This window comes from Halomonas sp. EF61, assembly GCF_040147045.1.
GTDB classification, from domain to species: domain Bacteria; phylum Pseudomonadota; class Gammaproteobacteria; order Pseudomonadales; family Halomonadaceae; genus Halomonas; species Halomonas litopenaei.
The window spans coordinates 1,784,244-1,800,043 of the sequence record NZ_JAMSHM010000001.1 but is presented as its reverse complement, the minus strand read 5'-3'; the positions used below and the strand labels follow the sequence as shown (position 1 = coordinate 1,800,043).

At 64.0% G+C, this 15,800-nt stretch carries 15 protein-coding genes and 1 pseudogene; 9 read left to right on the top strand and 7 right to left on the bottom strand.

Annotated elements, in window-relative coordinates; genetic code table 11:
* Nucleotides 1-160 precede the first annotated feature (160 nt).
* The 7 genes from NFI08_RS07965 to NFI08_RS07930 form a co-directional block, all read right to left on the bottom strand.
* Nucleotides 161-2,425 (bottom strand): DEAD/DEAH box helicase family protein, encoded by a 2,265-nt coding sequence (locus NFI08_RS07965; protein WP_045994468.1) that lies wholly within the window; start codon nt 2,423-2,425, stop codon nt 161-163.
* A gap of 93 nt (nt 2,426-2,518) precedes the next feature.
* Complete coding sequence (locus NFI08_RS07955) at nt 2,519-4,072, bottom strand: DUF6094 domain-containing protein (RefSeq protein WP_446718529.1); 1,554 nt, start codon at nt 4,070-4,072, stop codon at nt 2,519-2,521.
* 17 nt (nt 4,073-4,089) lie between these two features.
* Nucleotides 4,090-4,683 carry a hypothetical protein gene (locus NFI08_RS07950; protein ID WP_045994466.1) on the bottom strand — a complete coding sequence of 198 codons (594 nt, stop codon included), beginning with the start codon at nt 4,681-4,683 and terminating at the stop codon, nt 4,090-4,092.
* An 82-nt stretch (nt 4,684-4,765) separates the two neighbouring features.
* Nucleotides 4,766-5,389, bottom strand: coding sequence for a DUF3275 family protein (locus NFI08_RS07945; RefSeq protein WP_045994465.1), 624 nt, complete (start codon nt 5,387-5,389; stop codon nt 4,766-4,768).
* 93 nt (nt 5,390-5,482) lie between these two features.
* Nucleotides 5,483-6,022: a RadC family protein gene (gene radC, locus NFI08_RS07940; RefSeq protein ID WP_045994464.1), complete on the bottom strand. Its 540-nt coding sequence runs from the start codon at nt 6,020-6,022 to the stop codon at nt 5,483-5,485.
* Nucleotides 6,023-6,099: 77 nt separating this feature from the next.
* On the bottom strand, nt 6,100-6,465 hold the full coding sequence (locus tag NFI08_RS07935) for a hypothetical protein (protein ID WP_045994463.1): 366 nt from the start codon (nt 6,463-6,465) through the stop codon (nt 6,100-6,102).
* 502 nt (nt 6,466-6,967) lie between these two features.
* Entirely contained in the window at nt 6,968-7,399 is a 432-nt protein-coding gene (locus NFI08_RS07930) for a MerR family transcriptional regulator (protein ID WP_045994462.1), read from the bottom strand.
* Nucleotides 7,400-8,445: 1,046 nt separating this feature from the next.
* Between NFI08_RS07930 and NFI08_RS07925 the strand changes: the two genes are divergently transcribed.
* The 9 genes and pseudogenes from NFI08_RS07925 to NFI08_RS07885 all read left to right on the top strand — a co-directional run bounded on the left by NFI08_RS07925 (nt 8,446) and on the right by NFI08_RS07885 (nt 15,789).
* A complete protein-coding gene (locus NFI08_RS07925; RefSeq protein WP_023004669.1) occupies nt 8,446-8,799 on the top strand; it encodes a YHS domain-containing protein in 354 nt (117 codons plus the stop codon).
* Entirely contained in the window at nt 8,792-9,118 is a 327-nt protein-coding gene (locus NFI08_RS07920) for a DUF5676 family membrane protein (RefSeq protein ID WP_083970599.1), read from the top strand. Before NFI08_RS07925 ends, NFI08_RS07920 begins: the two co-directional genes overlap by 8 nt.
* A gap of 399 nt (nt 9,119-9,517) precedes the next feature.
* Nucleotides 9,518-9,772 (top strand): SHOCT domain-containing protein, encoded by a 255-nt coding sequence (locus NFI08_RS07915; protein ID WP_023004667.1) that lies wholly within the window; start codon nt 9,518-9,520, stop codon nt 9,770-9,772.
* Between the two features lie 100 nt (nt 9,773-9,872).
* A complete protein-coding gene (locus tag NFI08_RS07910) occupies nt 9,873-12,314 on the top strand; it encodes a copper-transporting P-type ATPase (protein WP_253028371.1) in 2,442 nt (813 codons plus the stop codon).
* A gap of 2 nt (nt 12,315-12,316) precedes the next feature.
* Nucleotides 12,317-12,571 carry a DUF2933 domain-containing protein gene (locus tag NFI08_RS07905; protein ID WP_045995007.1) on the top strand — a complete coding sequence of 85 codons (255 nt, stop codon included), beginning with the start codon at nt 12,317-12,319 and terminating at the stop codon, nt 12,569-12,571.
* A complete protein-coding gene (locus tag NFI08_RS07900; protein ID WP_045995008.1) occupies nt 12,564-13,223 on the top strand; it encodes a methyltransferase family protein in 660 nt (219 codons plus the stop codon). The genes NFI08_RS07905 and NFI08_RS07900 overlap by 8 nt, the downstream gene beginning before the upstream one ends.
* 84 nt (nt 13,224-13,307) lie before the next feature.
* Nucleotides 13,308-13,514, top strand: a pseudogene (locus NFI08_RS07895) (hypothetical protein); the annotation flags it as partial.
* A 49-nt stretch (nt 13,515-13,563) separates the two neighbouring features.
* Nucleotides 13,564-15,264: a DUF3141 domain-containing protein gene (locus NFI08_RS07890; RefSeq protein WP_204249009.1), complete on the top strand. Its 1,701-nt coding sequence runs from the start codon at nt 13,564-13,566 to the stop codon at nt 15,262-15,264.
* 66 nt (nt 15,265-15,330) lie between these two features.
* Nucleotides 15,331-15,789 carry a hypothetical protein gene (locus NFI08_RS07885; protein ID WP_045995010.1) on the top strand — a complete coding sequence of 153 codons (459 nt, stop codon included), beginning with the start codon at nt 15,331-15,333 and terminating at the stop codon, nt 15,787-15,789.
* Nucleotides 15,790-15,800 lie beyond the last annotated feature (11 nt).

Genomic DNA, 15,800 nt, shown 5'->3' with positions numbered 1-15,800 from the left:
CAGGAAATTTATTTCATTGAGAACATCCGCATATACTTTCTGAGAAGATTCTTAATTTATCTGTATCACCTAACTTACAACCAAAGTCGCATCAGTGAGTTACTCCCTACTGCAGCCACAAAAAGCCCCCTCCGAAGAGGGGGCATAGGTTGGGTATCGATCAGCTGACCAGCTGTCTGGCCAGGGCCATCTCCACGGAGTCTCCGTCCGTATTGAGGGCATCCAGGCCCGACTCGGGCACGTCTCCCGACGTGCTCTGGGCCACGGCGATCTTCTTGGCCATCAGCGACAGGCAGGCGATCTGCGACGATCCGGCATAGCCGAGGTAGAGCACCTTCACCGGCTGCCGCTGGCCGATCCGCCAGGAGCGGCGGGCGGCTTGCTGCAGGGTGTAGACGTTCCAGCCCGTCTGCATGAAGACGATGGTGGGGAAGTCCAGCAGGTCGAGCCCGGTCTTCACCAGGTCCGGATTGGTGATCAGCACGTCGACACCGCGGTCGACCTGATCGGCAATCCAGTCCTCGCGTCTCTGGGTCTCCACGCTGGAGCGCAGCACCGCGACCTTGAAGCCGGCCTGGGTGAGCACCGCCTTGAGTCGGCTGCTGGTATCGCGCTTGCCGGTGTAGGTCGTGTAGACCAGCACCTTGCGACCCTCCGCCTTCTCTCGCCGGCAGATCTCCACCAGCTCGCGCTCCTTGGGCATCGGCTGCTGCTCGCCGTAGAGGCTCTTCACGAACGCCAGCAGGCTGCCCGAGCGCGGATGCTTGGCCGTCTCCGGTCGGAAGCAGCAGTCCGGCCAGGCCAGCAGCGCATTGAGCACCACGCCCAGCAGGGTGGTGTCCTTGCGTGCCAACGCCTGTCTGAGCTCAGCGGTCAGTTGACCCTCGAGCCGCCGGTAGGCAAAGGCCTGCTCGTCGTCCATCGGCACTTCGATGAACTCTTCATCGTAGGGCGGCAACACGTTGCCACCGATGTCCTTGAGCTTGAGGAAGACGGTGAAGGGCAGCACGTAGCGCATGATCCCCTTGGGGCCGAAGCCCGGGGCCTTGACGGTGCGCACCGACAGCTTCTTGCCTCGCGCTGTCTTGTGCGACTCGCCATCGCGCTCGGTGTAGATGTCCTTCAACACCCCGTGGTCACGCAGGAACGACATGGCCGCAGGCCCCATCGATCCGCGCCCGTTGGGGCGATAGCCGTCTTCGAGCATCTTCGGCGTGAGGATGCGGAACAGCAGGTGGAACAGGTCGTCGGCATAGCCGCCCATCAGGGTGCCGGTCAGCAGCAGCGACTTGCGCGCCTTGGCTGCCAGCACGCCCATGGCCTGGCCCTGGGCCGACCCGGCGTTCTTGTATTCATGGCCCTCGTCCACGATCAGCAGATCGAAGGTGTGATCCGGCAGCTGCCGCTTGATGAACTCGGTCGGCTGATAGCCGCCTTCACCGAAACCGAACTCCATAGCGGCCATGGCCCGCTCCATACGGGCCGCCTGTCGGTCGGAGAACACCAGCTCCCCGTTCTCATCCATGAGGTTGATGAACTCGTGGATGTTGTCACCCAGCAGCGTGGCCAGGAATTCCTCGCCAAACTGCTGCACCAGGCGCTCCGAGGAGACCTTGCCGATGGTAGGCAGCTTGCGCAGCGCCTTGAGCACCAGGTCGCGCTGCAGGCTGCCCGTCGCCCGCTGCGGCCGCATCAGCGTCCAGAGAGGGCTGTGACAGTGCCGGCACTTGTGGCGCCGCTCCTCACGGAGAAACTGCGACAGCGATACCGCTTCGTTGTCGCAGTCGACCACCGTGTCGCCACACTGAGGACAGGCCGCCAGCTCGCCGCCCGGCACGCGCTTGCGAGCGGCAACGGGTCGCCAGTGGAAGCCCATGCGCATGCGCACACGCCCCAGGATGAAGAACTCCGGCCGCCCATCGGACGGCTGGCCCAGGGCCTCACGGAGCTTGAGCAGCTTGACCAGGGTATCCGGGCCGTTCAGCACCCAGACCCTGGCCTGATTGACTGTCTCCAGGATCTCCCGCCGCCACTTGTAGACCAGGTGGGGCGGTGCGATCACCAAGAAACGCCGATAGCCTTCGCCGTGACAGACCGCCGCGGTGGCGATGGCCATCATGGTCTTGCCGGTGCCCATCTCGGCGTTGATGATGCCCGCCGGCTCGTGCCGATCGAGCAGCAGCGCCGAGATGGCCTGGACCACCTCGGCCTGCTCGGGGAAAGGCGCCCGCTTGAGGGCATCCATGATGGCCTGACGACGAGGGTTGGCCTCGCCGTCATAGACCGGGGGATGGGAGCGGTTGAGCGAGGCCAGCAGGCCATCGCCAAATTCCTCCACGAAGGCGTTGAGGTCCACCTGAGGCCCGAAGACCTCGCCAGACTGCGCCATGCCGGCCGGCGCCGGCAGCTGAGTGATGTCGTTCATGTCCGTCTCCTTGTTCACAAGAAAACGGCGGACACTCCCCTCCCCTGGCGGGTTGGAAAGGCCCGCCGTGGGGAATGGCGCCCGGGGCGCCGGTCAGTAGTCGTCTGGCAGCAACAGCGTGGTGGCGCTGCGGTCCGCCTCGGTGATGATCCAGACCGTGAGCGACTCACCGATCCGGTAGGACGAGAGCAGCCTGTCACCGTGAACCAGGGCCTGCTCGTTGCTCTGGCGGTCCTCCTCAGGCACGTCACCCCAGTCGCCGGTGACGTGTCGTCGGAGCAGCGCCATGGGCGAGACCTCGCCCTGCTCCACCAACTCGTTGACGGCCCGGGTCATCACCACTCGCCCCACCTCGAAGCGGCGTGGATCCGGCCTCGCGGCACGTTCGGCGACCCGGTTGAGCGGCTCAGGGGCATCGCCTGCCTCGGCGTCTGCCATCTGATCACCCTCTTCCGGCTCGCCATCATTGGCCGCCGGCGTCGAGGTAATGGTCAGCAGCTGCCCACAGCGAGGCGAGTCAGGCGTCATCTCCCAGGCGCGGATCACCGGCACGAAGCGGTCGGTGAGCACGCGGGTCTCGGTGATGGAGCCATCCTCCCGCTCGGTGAACTCGGTCTTGGCGACCTTATCCTTGTGGGTGTTGCCCTTGACCACCAGGCAGCGGCCGCTGGGCGCGGTCACCACGCCGGAGATGGCCCCGGCCGCCAGCGACAGGGCCAGATGCCAAGAGGAGAGCCGGCGCACTGGGGGACGCGGCGACAGGCCGGTCTTCCCGAACACGCTGCCCACCTCGTGCCAGAGCCCCTGCAGCTTCCCGACCTCATCGGCCAGCTGCTCGGCATCGAGCGAGACGCGGTAGAAGTGGCGCAGCTCGCCCTGAGCCGCCGGTATCACGTAGGGCTCGAAGGGCCACACCGCCGGGATCACCTCGGGTATGACCTCCTTGCTTCCCACGCGCAGCAGCTGGGCGCGTATCGCCTTGGCCTCCTGGCTGCGCTGCGCCTCACGGCGTCGCACCCGGCGGCCCAGGATCACCACCTGCTGGAAGTCATCCACGGCGGCGCGGAAGACCCTCAGCTCGGTGAAGTGGTTGACCAGCCAGCCGGTCAGCTCCTTGTCCAGGGCGTAGTCGGGAACGATAAGCACCATCACACCCCCGTACTGCAGGGTGCCAACGGTGCGCTGGTAGAACAGCTTCTCGAGGCGCCTGCGCCCCTTGCCCTGATAGCTCTCGTAGCCGGCGTGGTCGGCCAGCAGGTCGCCATAGGGCGGGTTGAGCCACAGGCAGCCCACGCTGCGCGGTGAGATCACCGTGTCCATCAGGTCGCCCTGTAGGCCTCTATCCACCAGGCCATGCATCGAGGCGGCCCGCTCGGCGTGATACTCCACGGCGCAGGCCTGAACGCGTTCGCGCCCCAGGTGGTGGGCAAGCTCGGCGATGGCAGCGCCCTCCCCCGCACAGGGGTCGAGCACCCGCATCCGGCCGGTGCTGGCAGGGCGGAGCGCCTGAAGCACCCGCTCAAGCGACGCCTTATCCGTGGGGAAGTAGCCATTCCTGGCGAAGTTGCGCGCGATGCGCTGAAACATCAGTGCCATGCGACACCTCCTGTCGGTTGGGTGTGGTAGGCGCGGCCAGAACGGCCGCACCAGGGTGGAGCGAGAGCTCAGGGCTCGGGTGTGAGTACGCCGGCGCGGATCATGCCGCTGAGGCGTGGGGCCAGGTCGTTCTCATCGAGGGAGATCTCCCAGGCCTGGATCGGCCCCTGTGAGAACGAGGCCGGCAGTACCGCCTGCTGGGCATGCAGCAGCGTCATCACCGGCCCCTGCCAGTGATCCAGCAGAGGCAGCGGGCAGAGCTCCCGCACGCGGGGCCACAGCTGGTCATCCACCGGGCAGGCGCCCTCCTCGCCGTCGAGCAGGACGATGCTGTGAAGGTTGGCGCGATCCGGCGTGATGCAGCGCTGGTCGAAGAGCCACACGTGCACCAGGGTGCCGAAGCGCGTCTGGCGCAACCGGGCAGAGCGCCGGGAGTAGCGGTCCATGTCGCCAAAGACCATGGGGTGGCGAGTGTCGCCCTGGCAGAGATGCAGGGTACCCAGGCCATTGTCTGCCGCGGGTAGCGTCAGCCTGGCAAGCAGCTCCTGCAGCGCCGTATCCCGCCCCCACAGGGAGAGAAACAGGCACTCACGCTGCCGGCCAAGGCAGAACGCATCGGCGTACAGGTCCAGGCACTCGTCGAGGGTGTAGAGCTCGGGCATGAGGGTCTCCATCGGTTAGCGAAGAGCGATGGGGACATCCCGAGCCCAGGGCATCGAGATGCCCCGGTGGGGAGTGGCTGCCTCAGGCAGCGGCTTGCCAGGTCTGGGTCGGCGCCTGGAATCGGTAGCCCAGCTCCTTCAGTCGACTCACCTGACGGCGGAACAGAGCCCGGTCCACGGTGGGATCGAGCTTGACGCTCTGCCCCAGGGGCCAGAGCAGGCCGAAGAGCTCGGCGTCGGGATTGGCCTCCTGGCCAGCGGCGTGGGTATCCGGGGCTTGCGGCCCTGGCCCCTCGCCAGCATCAACCTGAGACGGCAGCGCAGGCGGAGCCATCGGCTCACCCGATCCAGGCGCAGGAGTGGCTGGCGGCACGGGTGGCGCAGGAGCGGCCTCCTCCTCCAGCGGGTCCATCTCCGCGGAGTCGAAGCGCGGGCCGTGCTGATTCACCAGCATGCCGTCCTCGGTCAGCAGCATCTCGCCGACCTTGGCGCGGACCTCCACCACCAGCCGGCCACTGGCGAAGTAGCTCGCCGGGCGAATCTCGAGCAGCAGAAACTCGCCCTCAAATACCCCTTCGCTGAACTGATCCAGCTGAGGGTCCTTGATGACGAACTCGCCGATCGAGGCCGCCAGCCGGCCAACGTTGAAGGGGCCGTTGCGCCCATGAATGGTGCGGACGGTGAGCCGCCCGGGGATCTTGATCATCACCAGACTCCTGTTTGTCAGGATGCAAAAAGAGCGGACGGGGCCGGCAGCTCCGGCACCCGTCCAAGAAGTCACGGGCAAGCGCCCGAGGTGTCAGAGATAACCCCGCTCCGCGAAGGAGACCGAGTCCGAACCGCCCACCACGATGTGGTCGAGCACGCGAACTTCGATCAGACCCAGTGCCTCTTTAAGGCGCTGGGTGATGCGTCGGTCCGCATCGCTCGGATCGGGCTCCCCGCTGGGGTGGTTATGGGTGAAGATCACCGCACCGGCGTTGTGGTGCAGCGCCGCCTTCACCACCTCCCGCGGATAGACCGAGGCGGAATCAAGGGTGCCGTGGAATAGCTCGCTGAACTCGATCACGCGGTGCTGGGTGTCCAGGAAGATGGCACCAAACACCTCATGGTCGTAGCCAGCCAGCTTGAGCCACAGGAACTCACGCACCCGGTTGGGCGTGTTGAGCTTCATGCCTTTTGAGACGGAACGCTCAACCACCTGTCGCGCCGCATCGATGACGCGGTCATCGGGGGCCGCCAGGTAGTTGCCGTCGCTGTCGCGCACGAACAGCTGAGGCGCGTTGGATGGGGAGTAGCGAGACTCTGCCGGGAAGGCAGCTGCTGAAGTGTGTGTCATGACCAGAACCTCCGGACATGACCGAGACCGCCCCCTCCGGGAGCGATGTCCCGGTCGGGGTGGGTAGTGAGGAAGGGTTACGCGGCGAAAAGCTGCGCGTGGTTCAGCTCGTCGTGGCGTGCCACCAGCAGGTAGTCACCATGCTGGCGGTCACCTTGCACGACCAACGCCTCGAGCTCGAGAGCCAGAGGCTGGTGGGGATTCCCGCTGGGCGGGATGCGATGGTGAGTCAGCCGCACCGCCTGGGTCCCTGCTGGGTACCCGGACAGCTGGCGGGCCACGCTCTGCAGCAGCATCTGGAATCGTTCGATGGGCGTAACCCCATGCTCCGAGACCACGTGCTCTGCGACGTACATGCAGTCGTCCATGACCCGCTCGCTGACGCGGACCTTGCCCGCAAAGCCGTGGTCACGAGCCAGAAACGACATATCGTAGGATTTCATGGTGGATCTCCTGCGGTAGTGCACACAGGGGAAACACCTTCCCCACCGGGGAATGTGGATCCCCTGGTGGGTGATGGCACACAAGTGCCGAGGAAGAGGTGCAGCATCCAGCCCGGATGGGCAGCCTCGTCTCGGGATGCGCGAGGCCTTGGGAGGTGGCGTACCGCTAAGCGGCGCACCCTCGAAACGCCTGGGTGCTGGGGTGCCTCGGTTGGTGCCGGTCGAGACCACCGGACCGCCATGGACGGTGCTTGCAAGAACTAGCTTACGTCACCGCCGACCACAGTCAAGCCACAGAGCCACGTGCTTGGCGGCTTGCTTGAATTCAGGGAATAGAATCATGGTACTCATTTACATATCCCCGCCAGCGTTTGCAAACGACTAAGCGCTCGGCAACGGGAATCTACGGACTACTAACAATTGCGTTTGGTGTATAGCAACTCTGACACCAGCAGTGCATAACAAGTCGGGAAGATACCGCCGACAGAATACCTCAGTCGCATCACTGCTGGCCTCTGTGCGAACCATCCGTAATGACCGCTGACTCCGACGATCCCAGTGCTTCAATCAGTTCCCCCAGGCTGGGATTATCGGGAGCATCATCGTGGTCGATGCTCTCCAGCCATTGCGCTATCGCCTGGAGTTCTTGAATCCGCAAGCGGATGTGGCGCCCTTGATCAGCCAGCGGCGCGCACCTATCGACAACTGTAGGTCTGTCTTCATCCGCCCAACTCAATATATTCTTGATTGCTGGTAGACCAACGCCCAACGAACGAAGGCAATCGATAAAGCGAAGGCGCCCCAGCGCCTCCTCATCGTAAAGTTGATAGCCGTTGCACAGATCCCGCTGCGGCTGCAACAGGCCCTCACGTGTATAGTGACGCACCGTTTCCGCAGTTACGCCACCAGCCCGAGCCAATTCTGTGACTCGCATTGCCCTTTCCCTACATATCCATTCTACGTCAGCTTACAACCTTGAGGCTGCCCAAAGGTCAAGATCGAGCTGGGTCGACCCATGGCGGTCTCCATCGTAGTGCTGCACCTCCAAAATGTGGCCTTGAATCAAGGGTAAAAAAACAGATACGCATGAGCGGTACAAAGGATTCAAGAAGTTAATACTGCGCTGGTGTCATGCCGAATAACCAACCAAGACCAAAGTTTTGAACATACATCCATGCCGAAACGGTATAACCTATGGTAAAAGTCATCCCAGCCATTCGCCCAGGTCACCACTTCAATGAGGCCACTGCAGCTTACGGCAAGCTCCATCTTGATCCATGTCAATGGACAGGATTCGATTCTGCGCTAGGGTAAGATGTACATCACTCTGCAGGAGCCCTGCCGCATGGCCAGGCACGCGTCATTTCCCAAGCAATCCTCGCGGTCTGCCACCGCGTGGCATCGCTTTGGTCTGGTCATCCTGCTGGGCATGGTGCTACTGCTCTCTAGCGCCGCCACAATGGCAGATGTCCCTTCCTCGGCAGATGCTCCCTCCTCTACTGTGTCTGGCCAGGTTGGCGTTGAGCCTCACGCAGATGCGCACTCGAACATCGAGTTCATCAACGCAGACTATCCTCAACCGCGATGCCACCATGGCCATGGCACTCGTAATGTCGGCAGCGCCCTGTTGCGCCTGGAGCGCCAGGACTTGGACTTCGAGCCTCTTCCTTTGAGCATGACGGCCCCAGCCATAGCGCCCCGGGTTGTCACCGCCAGCGGCAGGCCAAGCGCTCTCCTCTCCCCCTCTTCGGTTCCAGTCTACCTTTTGACCCAACGCTACAGAGTCTAAGTCGACTCGCTCCCTGATCCCGCGCTTCCAGACATGGCTGTGCGGGAGAAACCCGTGCCCGCCCCACATTGATCCAGGCAACTGCCGGAGTGGCCGCTGTGCGTGGAGAGTCTCTTTCGCATGCACATTCGTAAGCACGCCAGCGGGCTCGGTATCGGGTACAGCTTAGCGGAAGTCACGAGGAGGCATTTATGAACGCACTGTTTTACTTCCTGATCTGGGCAGCGATCCTCTTTCTGATGATGCGCTTTGGCTGTGGTGCCCACGTCATGGGGCACCGCCATGGCAGGAGCAAGCATGGCGACGATAGTCGAGAGGATCCACACGCCACCGAGGGGCTGAAGTGGATTCCGCCAGCCGAGGACGTCGATCCCGTCTGCGGCAAGACCGTCAGAACCGAAAGGGCCAAGCCGAGCGTCCACGATGGCCACGTCTTTTACTTCTGCTCTCGTGACTGCCGGGAGCGCTTCGAGGCCGCGCCCGAACAATATCTCGCACCTGCAGCAAAGGACTTTACTACCCAACCGGAGAACGAAGATGCCTGATGCCGATGTTCCGTCGACAGCCAAGCCTCGCTCCGGAACCCGCTTGCCGGTCCAGGCTACGCCACGGATTCCCGTGATCACGCTCGGGATGAGCCTGGGGCTGTTTCTGGCCGTGACCTTCACCCTATGCGTCGGCTTCGACCTGCTGTTTCCCGACCAGGCGATGTATGAGAGCTGGCTTCGCCTGCTGCCTGGCTTCACCTGGTTGAGCTGGTCAAGCTTCTTCCTGGGCCTGGCTGAAAGCTTCGGCTACGGCTGGTACGTCGCCCTGGTCTTCGGCCCGCTCTACAACTTCTTTGCCACACGCTTTGGACGGTGAGAATCGGCGGGAGGCAGGCCCCATGGACAACACATGTAACGCTCCAAGCAGCCATTCAAGCTTGTTTCAGCTTTTTCGGCCATATTCGATGTTGCCAAGGAATTGGCAGCGACATCTCGCGCCTATCAGCGGCGAGTACCGATGTTTATTCCTCGCTGGGGACAGTGGCGGAAGCTAGCCGATACCTCACGCAATACTCACGATGAGCGGGGGGCACTAACATGGATTCACACATCAACGCATGCCTGCGGTGGTGATTCCATTCCAACGAGGATGACGAAAGCTGACCGGGATCAAGAGCCGCATGCTTTCACCTCTATTTTTCTTGATCCTTGGGTTACCCACAGGTTTTAGCCTGACATCAGGGCAGGGTAATTCAACATGAAAGGAGATCCGACCATGTGGGGCGACATGATGGCGTATATGGGGAATTACGGCTGGGGGCATATGCTCTTCGGCGGGCTCATGATGGTGTTGTTCTGGGGCGCCGTCATTGCCTTGGCCGTTCTCCTCGTGCGTGGCATGACCCGAGGCCGGGGCGAGGCCATGTCTCAACAGCGGCCAACGGCACTGGACCTTCTGCAAGAACGCTATGCCCGCGGCGAGATCGACCGCGAGGAATACGAGCAACGCAGGCGCGATCTTCTGCTTTGATCGCACCTCCTGATTATTGGATACGGCACTATTAGTTTCGACCCTATCGAGATAGGGCCACGAGGTTGAATCAAGACGCGGAAGCGACGGAGACGATTCCATGACGCAACACCAACACGACCATTGTCACGGGCATGCCTCGCACGAGGCACCGACACGAGGCAGCGGCGATACGGACCAACACACCGCCGGCAGCCAGGGTGGCGCCCAATACACCTGCCCGATGCACCCGGAGGTCGTCTCCGACCAGCCGGGTGACTGCCCCAAGTGCGGCATGCACCTCGTCCCCATGGGAAGTGACGACGCTCAGGCGCCTTCCGATCATGGTAAGCATGCCCCGTGCCACGGACATGGCACCGACCATGCAGTCAGCGAACCGGTGCGCGGCGGCAAGTACGACAAGGTGCCGGCTGGACATGCCGGCGCCGTCTACACCTGCCCGATGCACCCCGAGGTGCGCCAGACCACCCCCGGGGCCTGCCCGCTGTGCGGCATGGGGCTAGAGCTAGAATCGGCGGCCGTCGGCGATGAAGGGCCGAATCCCGAGCTGGTCGATTTTACCCGACGCTTCTGGGTCGCGGCCGTGCTCACGCTTCCGGTCCTGATTCTGACGATGAGCCCCTACCTGGGCCTCGGGGCCATTCGCGACTTCTTCGGTGAACGCAACGCGATGTGGATCGAGCTGGTGCTCAGCACGCCGGTCATCCTGTGGTCCGGCTGGCCGTTCTTCGTGCGCGGCTGGAATTCGTTCCGGACGATGAACCTCAACATGTTCAGCCTGATCGGCATGGGGGTCGGCGCTGCCTACCTGTTCTCGATCGTCGCGGTGCTGGCGCCCGGCATCTTTCCCGACGGGTTCCGCCGGGAAGACGGCTCCGTCGGAGTCTACTTCGAGGCCGCAGCGGTAATCGTAACCCTGGTCCTGCTAGGCCAGGTGATGGAGCTGCGCGCTCGCGAGGGCACCGGCAAGGCGATCCGGGCACTGCTCGACATGGCCGCCAAGACCGCGAGGGTGATCCGGCCCGACGGCAGCGAAGAGGAGATACCGCTGGAAGACGTGCAGGTCGGCGATCACCTGCGGGTGCGCCCCGGCGACAAGGTACCGGTGGACGGCATGGTGGTCGAGGGCCGCTCCTCGATCGACGAGTCGATGATCTCCGGCGAGCCGGTACCGGTGGAGAAGGTCCAAGGCGACCAGGTCACGGGGGCCACGATCAACGGCACCGGCAGCCTGGTCATGGAAGCCACCCGCGTCGGCGCCGACACCATGCTCAGCCAGATCGTCGAGATGGTGGCCGCTGCCCAGCGCTCGCGCGCACCGATTCAGAAATTCGCCGACAAGGTGGCGGGCAAGTTCGTGCCCGCGGTGATCGGCGTCGCCATTCTCTCCTTCATTAGCTGGGCGATCTGGGGTCCGGCGCCGGCGCTGTCCTATGCGCTGGTCTCGGCGGTGGCGGTGCTGATCATCGCCTGCCCCTGTGCGCTGGGCCTGGCCACGCCGATGTCGATCATGACGGCCACCGGGCGCGGCGCGCAGGCCGGCGTACTGATCAAGAATGCCGAGGCGCTGGAACGTTTCGCCAAGGTCGATACGCTGATGGTCGACAAGACCGGCACCCTGACCGAAGGCAAGCCGAAGCTGGTGGCGGTGCTGCCCGAGGAAGGGCATGACGAGGCCGAGGTGTTGCGCCTGGCGGCCAGCCTCGAGAAAGGCTCCGAGCACCCACTGGCCGAGGCCATCGTCGCCGGCGCCGAGGAGCGCGGCGTGTCCCTCGCCGATGCCACCGATTTCGAAGCCGTGACTGGCATGGGCGTCAAGGGGGTCGTGGACGGCAAGTCGGTGGCCCTCGGCAACGCCAAGCTGATGGCCGAACTGGGCCTCGATGGCGGCCGGATCTCCGAGACCGCGAACGCCCGCCGCGATGAAGGCGAAACGGTGATGTTCGTCGTGCTCGATGGCCAGATCGCCGGCCTGGTCAGCGTCGCCGACCCGGTGAAGGAGACCACCCCCGAGGCCCTGAAGGCGCTGCACAAACTTGGCTTTCGCATCATCATGGCCACCGGCGACAACGAGCGGACGGCCAAGGCGGTGGCCGGGCGACTGGGTATCGATGAGATCCGCGCCGACGTGCTGCCCGAGGACAAGGCCCGCATCATCCGCGAATTGCAGGAACAAGGCCGCAAGGTGGCCATGGCGGGCGACGGGGTGAACGACGCTCCCGCCCTGGCCCAGGCCGATGTGGGCATCGCCATGGGCACCGGCGCCGACGTGGCGATCGAAAGCGCCGGCTTCACGCTGGTCAAGGGCAACCTCGACGGCATCGTTCGGGCCCGCAAGTTGTCGCTGGCCACCATGCGCAACATCAAGCAGAACCTGTTCTTCGCCCTGGTCTACAACGGGGCCGGCGTACCGATCGCCGCCGGGATCCTCTATCCGTTCCTCGGCATCCTGATCGGGCCGATGTTCGCCGCCTTCGCGATGAGCGCGTCTTCGCTGTCGGTGGTGATGAATTCGCTGCGCCTGCGCCGGGTGAGGATTTGATCATGCATGACGAAAAGGGGTGGCTGGAGCGAGGACCCAGCAAAGGCAGCTTCTGGCTCATGGTGGCGATCGCCCTGGCGGTGATGGGCTTCCTGCTCTGGGAGGAGCACAAGGTGCACCTGCTCGGTGCCCTGCCCTGGGTGATCCTGCTCGCCTGCCCGCTGATGCATGTGTTCATGCACGGCGGGCATGGAGGCCATGGTGGGCATGGAGGCCATGGCGAGCATGACAATCACAAGGGAGGACGCGATGAGTGATGACGTACCCGCCTACGGGCTGTGGGGCCTGGTCATTCTCAACTCGGCGATCTTCATCTTCTTCGCCTTCAGTTTCTTCAAGCCGCAGACGCGCCGGGACTGGCGCTCGCTCGGGGCCTTCAGCGCCTTCCTGGTGGCGTTGTTCACGGAGATGTACGGCTTCCCGCTGACCCTCTACTTCCTCTCCGGCTGGCTGCAGTCGCGCTACCCGGAGGTGGACTGGTTCAGCCACGATGCGGGCCACCTGCTGGAGATGCTGTTCGGCTGGCAGGCCAACCCGCATTTCGGGCCGTTCCATCTGCTGAGCATGGTGTTCATCGCCGCGGGTTTCTGGCTCATCGCCGCCGGCTGGCGGTCACTCTATACCGCCCAGCGGCGGGGAGAACTGGCCACCACCGGGCTCTATGCCCATGTCCGGCATCCCCAGTACGCCGGCTTCGTGCTGGTGATGACCGGCTTCCTGCTGCAGTGGCCCACCCTGCTGACCCTGGTCATGTTCCCGGTATTGGTGTGGATGTACTCACGACTGGCGATCCACGAAGAGCGCGAGGTAGCGCGCCAGTTTGGCGACAAATGGCAGACCTACGCGGCCCGCACGCCACGCTTCATTCCGCACCTGCGGATGGCGAGTACGAGTGGCTGGCGCCTGTAAGGACAAAATCCCAGAGGTGCAGTCATGAAAAGCAGACGTTTTTCTCGTCGGCACGATCGTGGTCGTCAGCGACGACTCGCCCGGGGCTTCTTCTGCCCCTGCCACGGCTCCCAGTTCGACTTCGCCGGACGCGTGTTCAAGGCGGTGCCGGCGCCGATCAACCTGAAGGTTCCGCCGTACCGCTTCCTGTCCGAGTCCCGGATCGAGATCGGCGCCCACGACATCCTGACACTGAGAGGTATCCACTATGACCGCCAAAACATCCACCACCAAGCCACCCACGGCTCATAAAACCCCGCGCAAGCGCCAACCCACCGCCCCACCAGAGATGGACGCCCCGATGACCGCACCCGAGCCCGAAGAAGGCACCCTCCCGAGCCACCCGGCCACGGAGCTACTCGCCTATCAGACCGACCTGTGGCGACGCGGCGTACGCTACCTGGACACGCTGCGTGAGCGCGCGGACAACATGCTCGAGCATGAGCAGGCGGGCAAGCCGCCACTGCTCGACTTCGATTACGAGATGCTCGTGGATGGCCGTCGACTGGCGCGCCCCGCCAACTATGCCCTGCTGCGCATCACCCGGGTCGGCGAGGACTGCCTGGAGGACTGCCTCGACGAGACTAGGCCGCCGGTGATGATCGTCGACCCGCGTGCCGGCCACGGCCCAGGCATCGGCGGCTTCAAGCGCGACTCCGAGGTGGGCATGGCGCTCCACGAGGGACACCCGGTCTACTTCGTGATCTTCTTCCCCGAGCCCGTCCCCGGCCAGACACTGGAGGACGTGCTGCACGTCCTGCGCCGCTTCGTCGAGACGCTGGCCGAGCGCCACCCCGGCCAGCCGCCGGTGCTCTACGGTAACTGCCAGGCGGGCTGGGCCATCGCGCTGCTCTCCGCCGACTGCGAGGGTCTGGTCGGGCCGGCGGTGCTGAACGGCTCGCCGCTCTCCTACTGGTCCGGCGAATCCGGCGTCAATCCCATGCGCCTCGCCGGCGGCCTGCTGGGCGGTGCCTGGCTGACGCACCTGATGGCCGACCTGGGAGACGGGCGCTTCGACGGTGCGAACCTCGCCACCAACTTCGAAGCCCTCAAGCCGGCGAATACCCTGTGGCAGAAGGACTATCAGCTGTTCGCCGACATCGACGGCCAGCGCGAACGCTTCCTCGAGTTCGAGCGCTGGTGGACGGGGTTCTATAGCCTGAGCAAGGAAGAGATCGTTGCCATCGTCGAGAACTTCTTCGTTGGCAACAAGCTGGAGCGTGGCGAGCTCGAGCTCTGCCCCGGCTGTAGCGTCGACCTCAAGCGCATCCGCAACCCCCTGGTGATCTTCGCCTCCGGCGGCGACAACATCACCCCGCCCCATCAGGCGCTCAACTGGATCCCCGCGGTCTATCCCGATACCGCGGCACTCAAGGCCGCCGACCAGCGTATCGTCTACCTGCTCAATCCCCACGTCGGGCATCTGGGCATCTTCGTCTCCTCCAAGGTGGCGCGCCTCGAGCACCGAGCGATCCTCGAGAGCGTCGGCAATCTGAATGACCTGGCCCCTGGCCTCTACGAGATGCGCATCGACAACCCCACCGGCGACCCCGACTGTCACAAGCCCCAGTTCCAGGTGCGCTTCGAGGAGCGCCGCGTGGAAGACCTGGACTTTCCCGACCAGGCCCCGGCGTTCGAAGGGGTGCGAGCGCTCTCCGAGCACAATGTGGCCCTCTACGAGACCTTCGTCGGGCCCTGGGTGCGGTTTTACACCACCCCCTGGTCCGCCGAAGCGCTGCGACAACTACATCCGGCGCGGACCAGCCGGCTGATGTTCTCGGAACGCTTCTCCCCCTGGATGACCGGAGTGAAGTGGCTGGCCGAGATGGTGGAGACCGCGCCGGCGCCGGTCGATAGTGACACCCCCTATCGGCAATGGGAGACGCTGGTGAGCGACTCTATCGCCTCGACGCTGGAGCTGGCCGGCACGACCCGCGACAGCGTGTACGAGATGGGGTTTCACAGCCTCTACGGCGGGGGATGGTGGAGCGAGAACGAGTGACCCAGTCGAAGCCAACCCGGTTTACAGCCAATACCTATAGAGCAACCCACTAATGGAGAGCAATAAATGAAGATCGAGACCTTTCATGACCTGATCGACTGGACTCGCCAGCTGCATGCCCAGTTGGCCGAATGCTTCAGGCACTGTGCCACCCAGCAGGAGGAGGCACGGGCCAAATCGCTGCTGGAGTACCTCGCCGATCACGAGGCGGTCCTGGAGCACACCGTGGCCAGCTTCGAGAAGCAGGCCGACCCCAAGGCCCTGCACACGTGGGTTTACGACTATCTATCGCATGCGCCTATCAAACCCCATCAGGCGTGCAATTTGCCCTATGCCGAGATGGGCTTCGAAGACATCAGCCGGGAAGTCTTCTCGCTGCACGATCAGGTCATCGCGCTATACCGCTACCTGGAAGGACGCGCCGACATCCCCGAGGCTCGGGATCTCGTTCGCGAGCTCTTGAAGCTGGAGGAACACGAGGCGATGCGTCTGTCCCAACAGATCAACCGAGCCCGAGACCTGTAGCCAGGCGCTGA

Bases quoted from the DNA above. Each gene is read 5' to 3' on its own strand.
- radC (WP_045994464.1), bottom strand. From the start codon at position 6,022: ATGACACACACTTCAGCAGCTGCCTTCCCGGCAGAGTCTCGCTACTCC.
- NFI08_RS07935 (WP_045994463.1), bottom strand. From the start codon at position 6,465: ATGAAATCCTACGATATGTCGTTTCTGGCTCGTGACCACGGCTTTGCG.
- NFI08_RS07910 (WP_253028371.1), top strand. From the start codon at position 9,873: ATGACGCAACACCAACACGACCATTGTCACGGGCATGCCTCGCACGAG.
- NFI08_RS07950 (WP_045994466.1), bottom strand. From the start codon at position 4,683: ATGCCCGAGCTCTACACCCTCGACGAGTGCCTGGACCTGTACGCCGAT.
- NFI08_RS07915 (WP_023004667.1), top strand. From the start codon at position 9,518: ATGTGGGGCGACATGATGGCGTATATGGGGAATTACGGCTGGGGGCAT.
- NFI08_RS07890 (WP_204249009.1), top strand. From the start codon at position 13,564: ATGACCGCACCCGAGCCCGAAGAAGGCACCCTCCCGAGCCACCCGGCC.
- NFI08_RS07965 (WP_045994468.1), bottom strand. From the start codon at position 2,425: ATGAACGACATCACTCAGCTGCCGGCGCCGGCCGGCATGGCGCAGTCT.
- NFI08_RS07885 (WP_045995010.1), top strand. From the start codon at position 15,331: ATGAAGATCGAGACCTTTCATGACCTGATCGACTGGACTCGCCAGCTG.
- NFI08_RS07900 (WP_045995008.1), top strand. From the start codon at position 12,564: ATGAGTGATGACGTACCCGCCTACGGGCTGTGGGGCCTGGTCATTCTC.
- NFI08_RS07925 (WP_023004669.1), top strand. From the start codon at position 8,446: ATGAACGCACTGTTTTACTTCCTGATCTGGGCAGCGATCCTCTTTCTG.
- NFI08_RS07920 (WP_083970599.1), top strand. From the start codon at position 8,792: ATGCCTGATGCCGATGTTCCGTCGACAGCCAAGCCTCGCTCCGGAACC.
- NFI08_RS07905 (WP_045995007.1), top strand. From the start codon at position 12,317: ATGCATGACGAAAAGGGGTGGCTGGAGCGAGGACCCAGCAAAGGCAGC.
- NFI08_RS07945 (WP_045994465.1), bottom strand. From the start codon at position 5,389: ATGATCAAGATCCCCGGGCGGCTCACCGTCCGCACCATTCATGGGCGC.
- NFI08_RS07930 (WP_045994462.1), bottom strand. From the start codon at position 7,399: ATGCGAGTCACAGAATTGGCTCGGGCTGGTGGCGTAACTGCGGAAACG.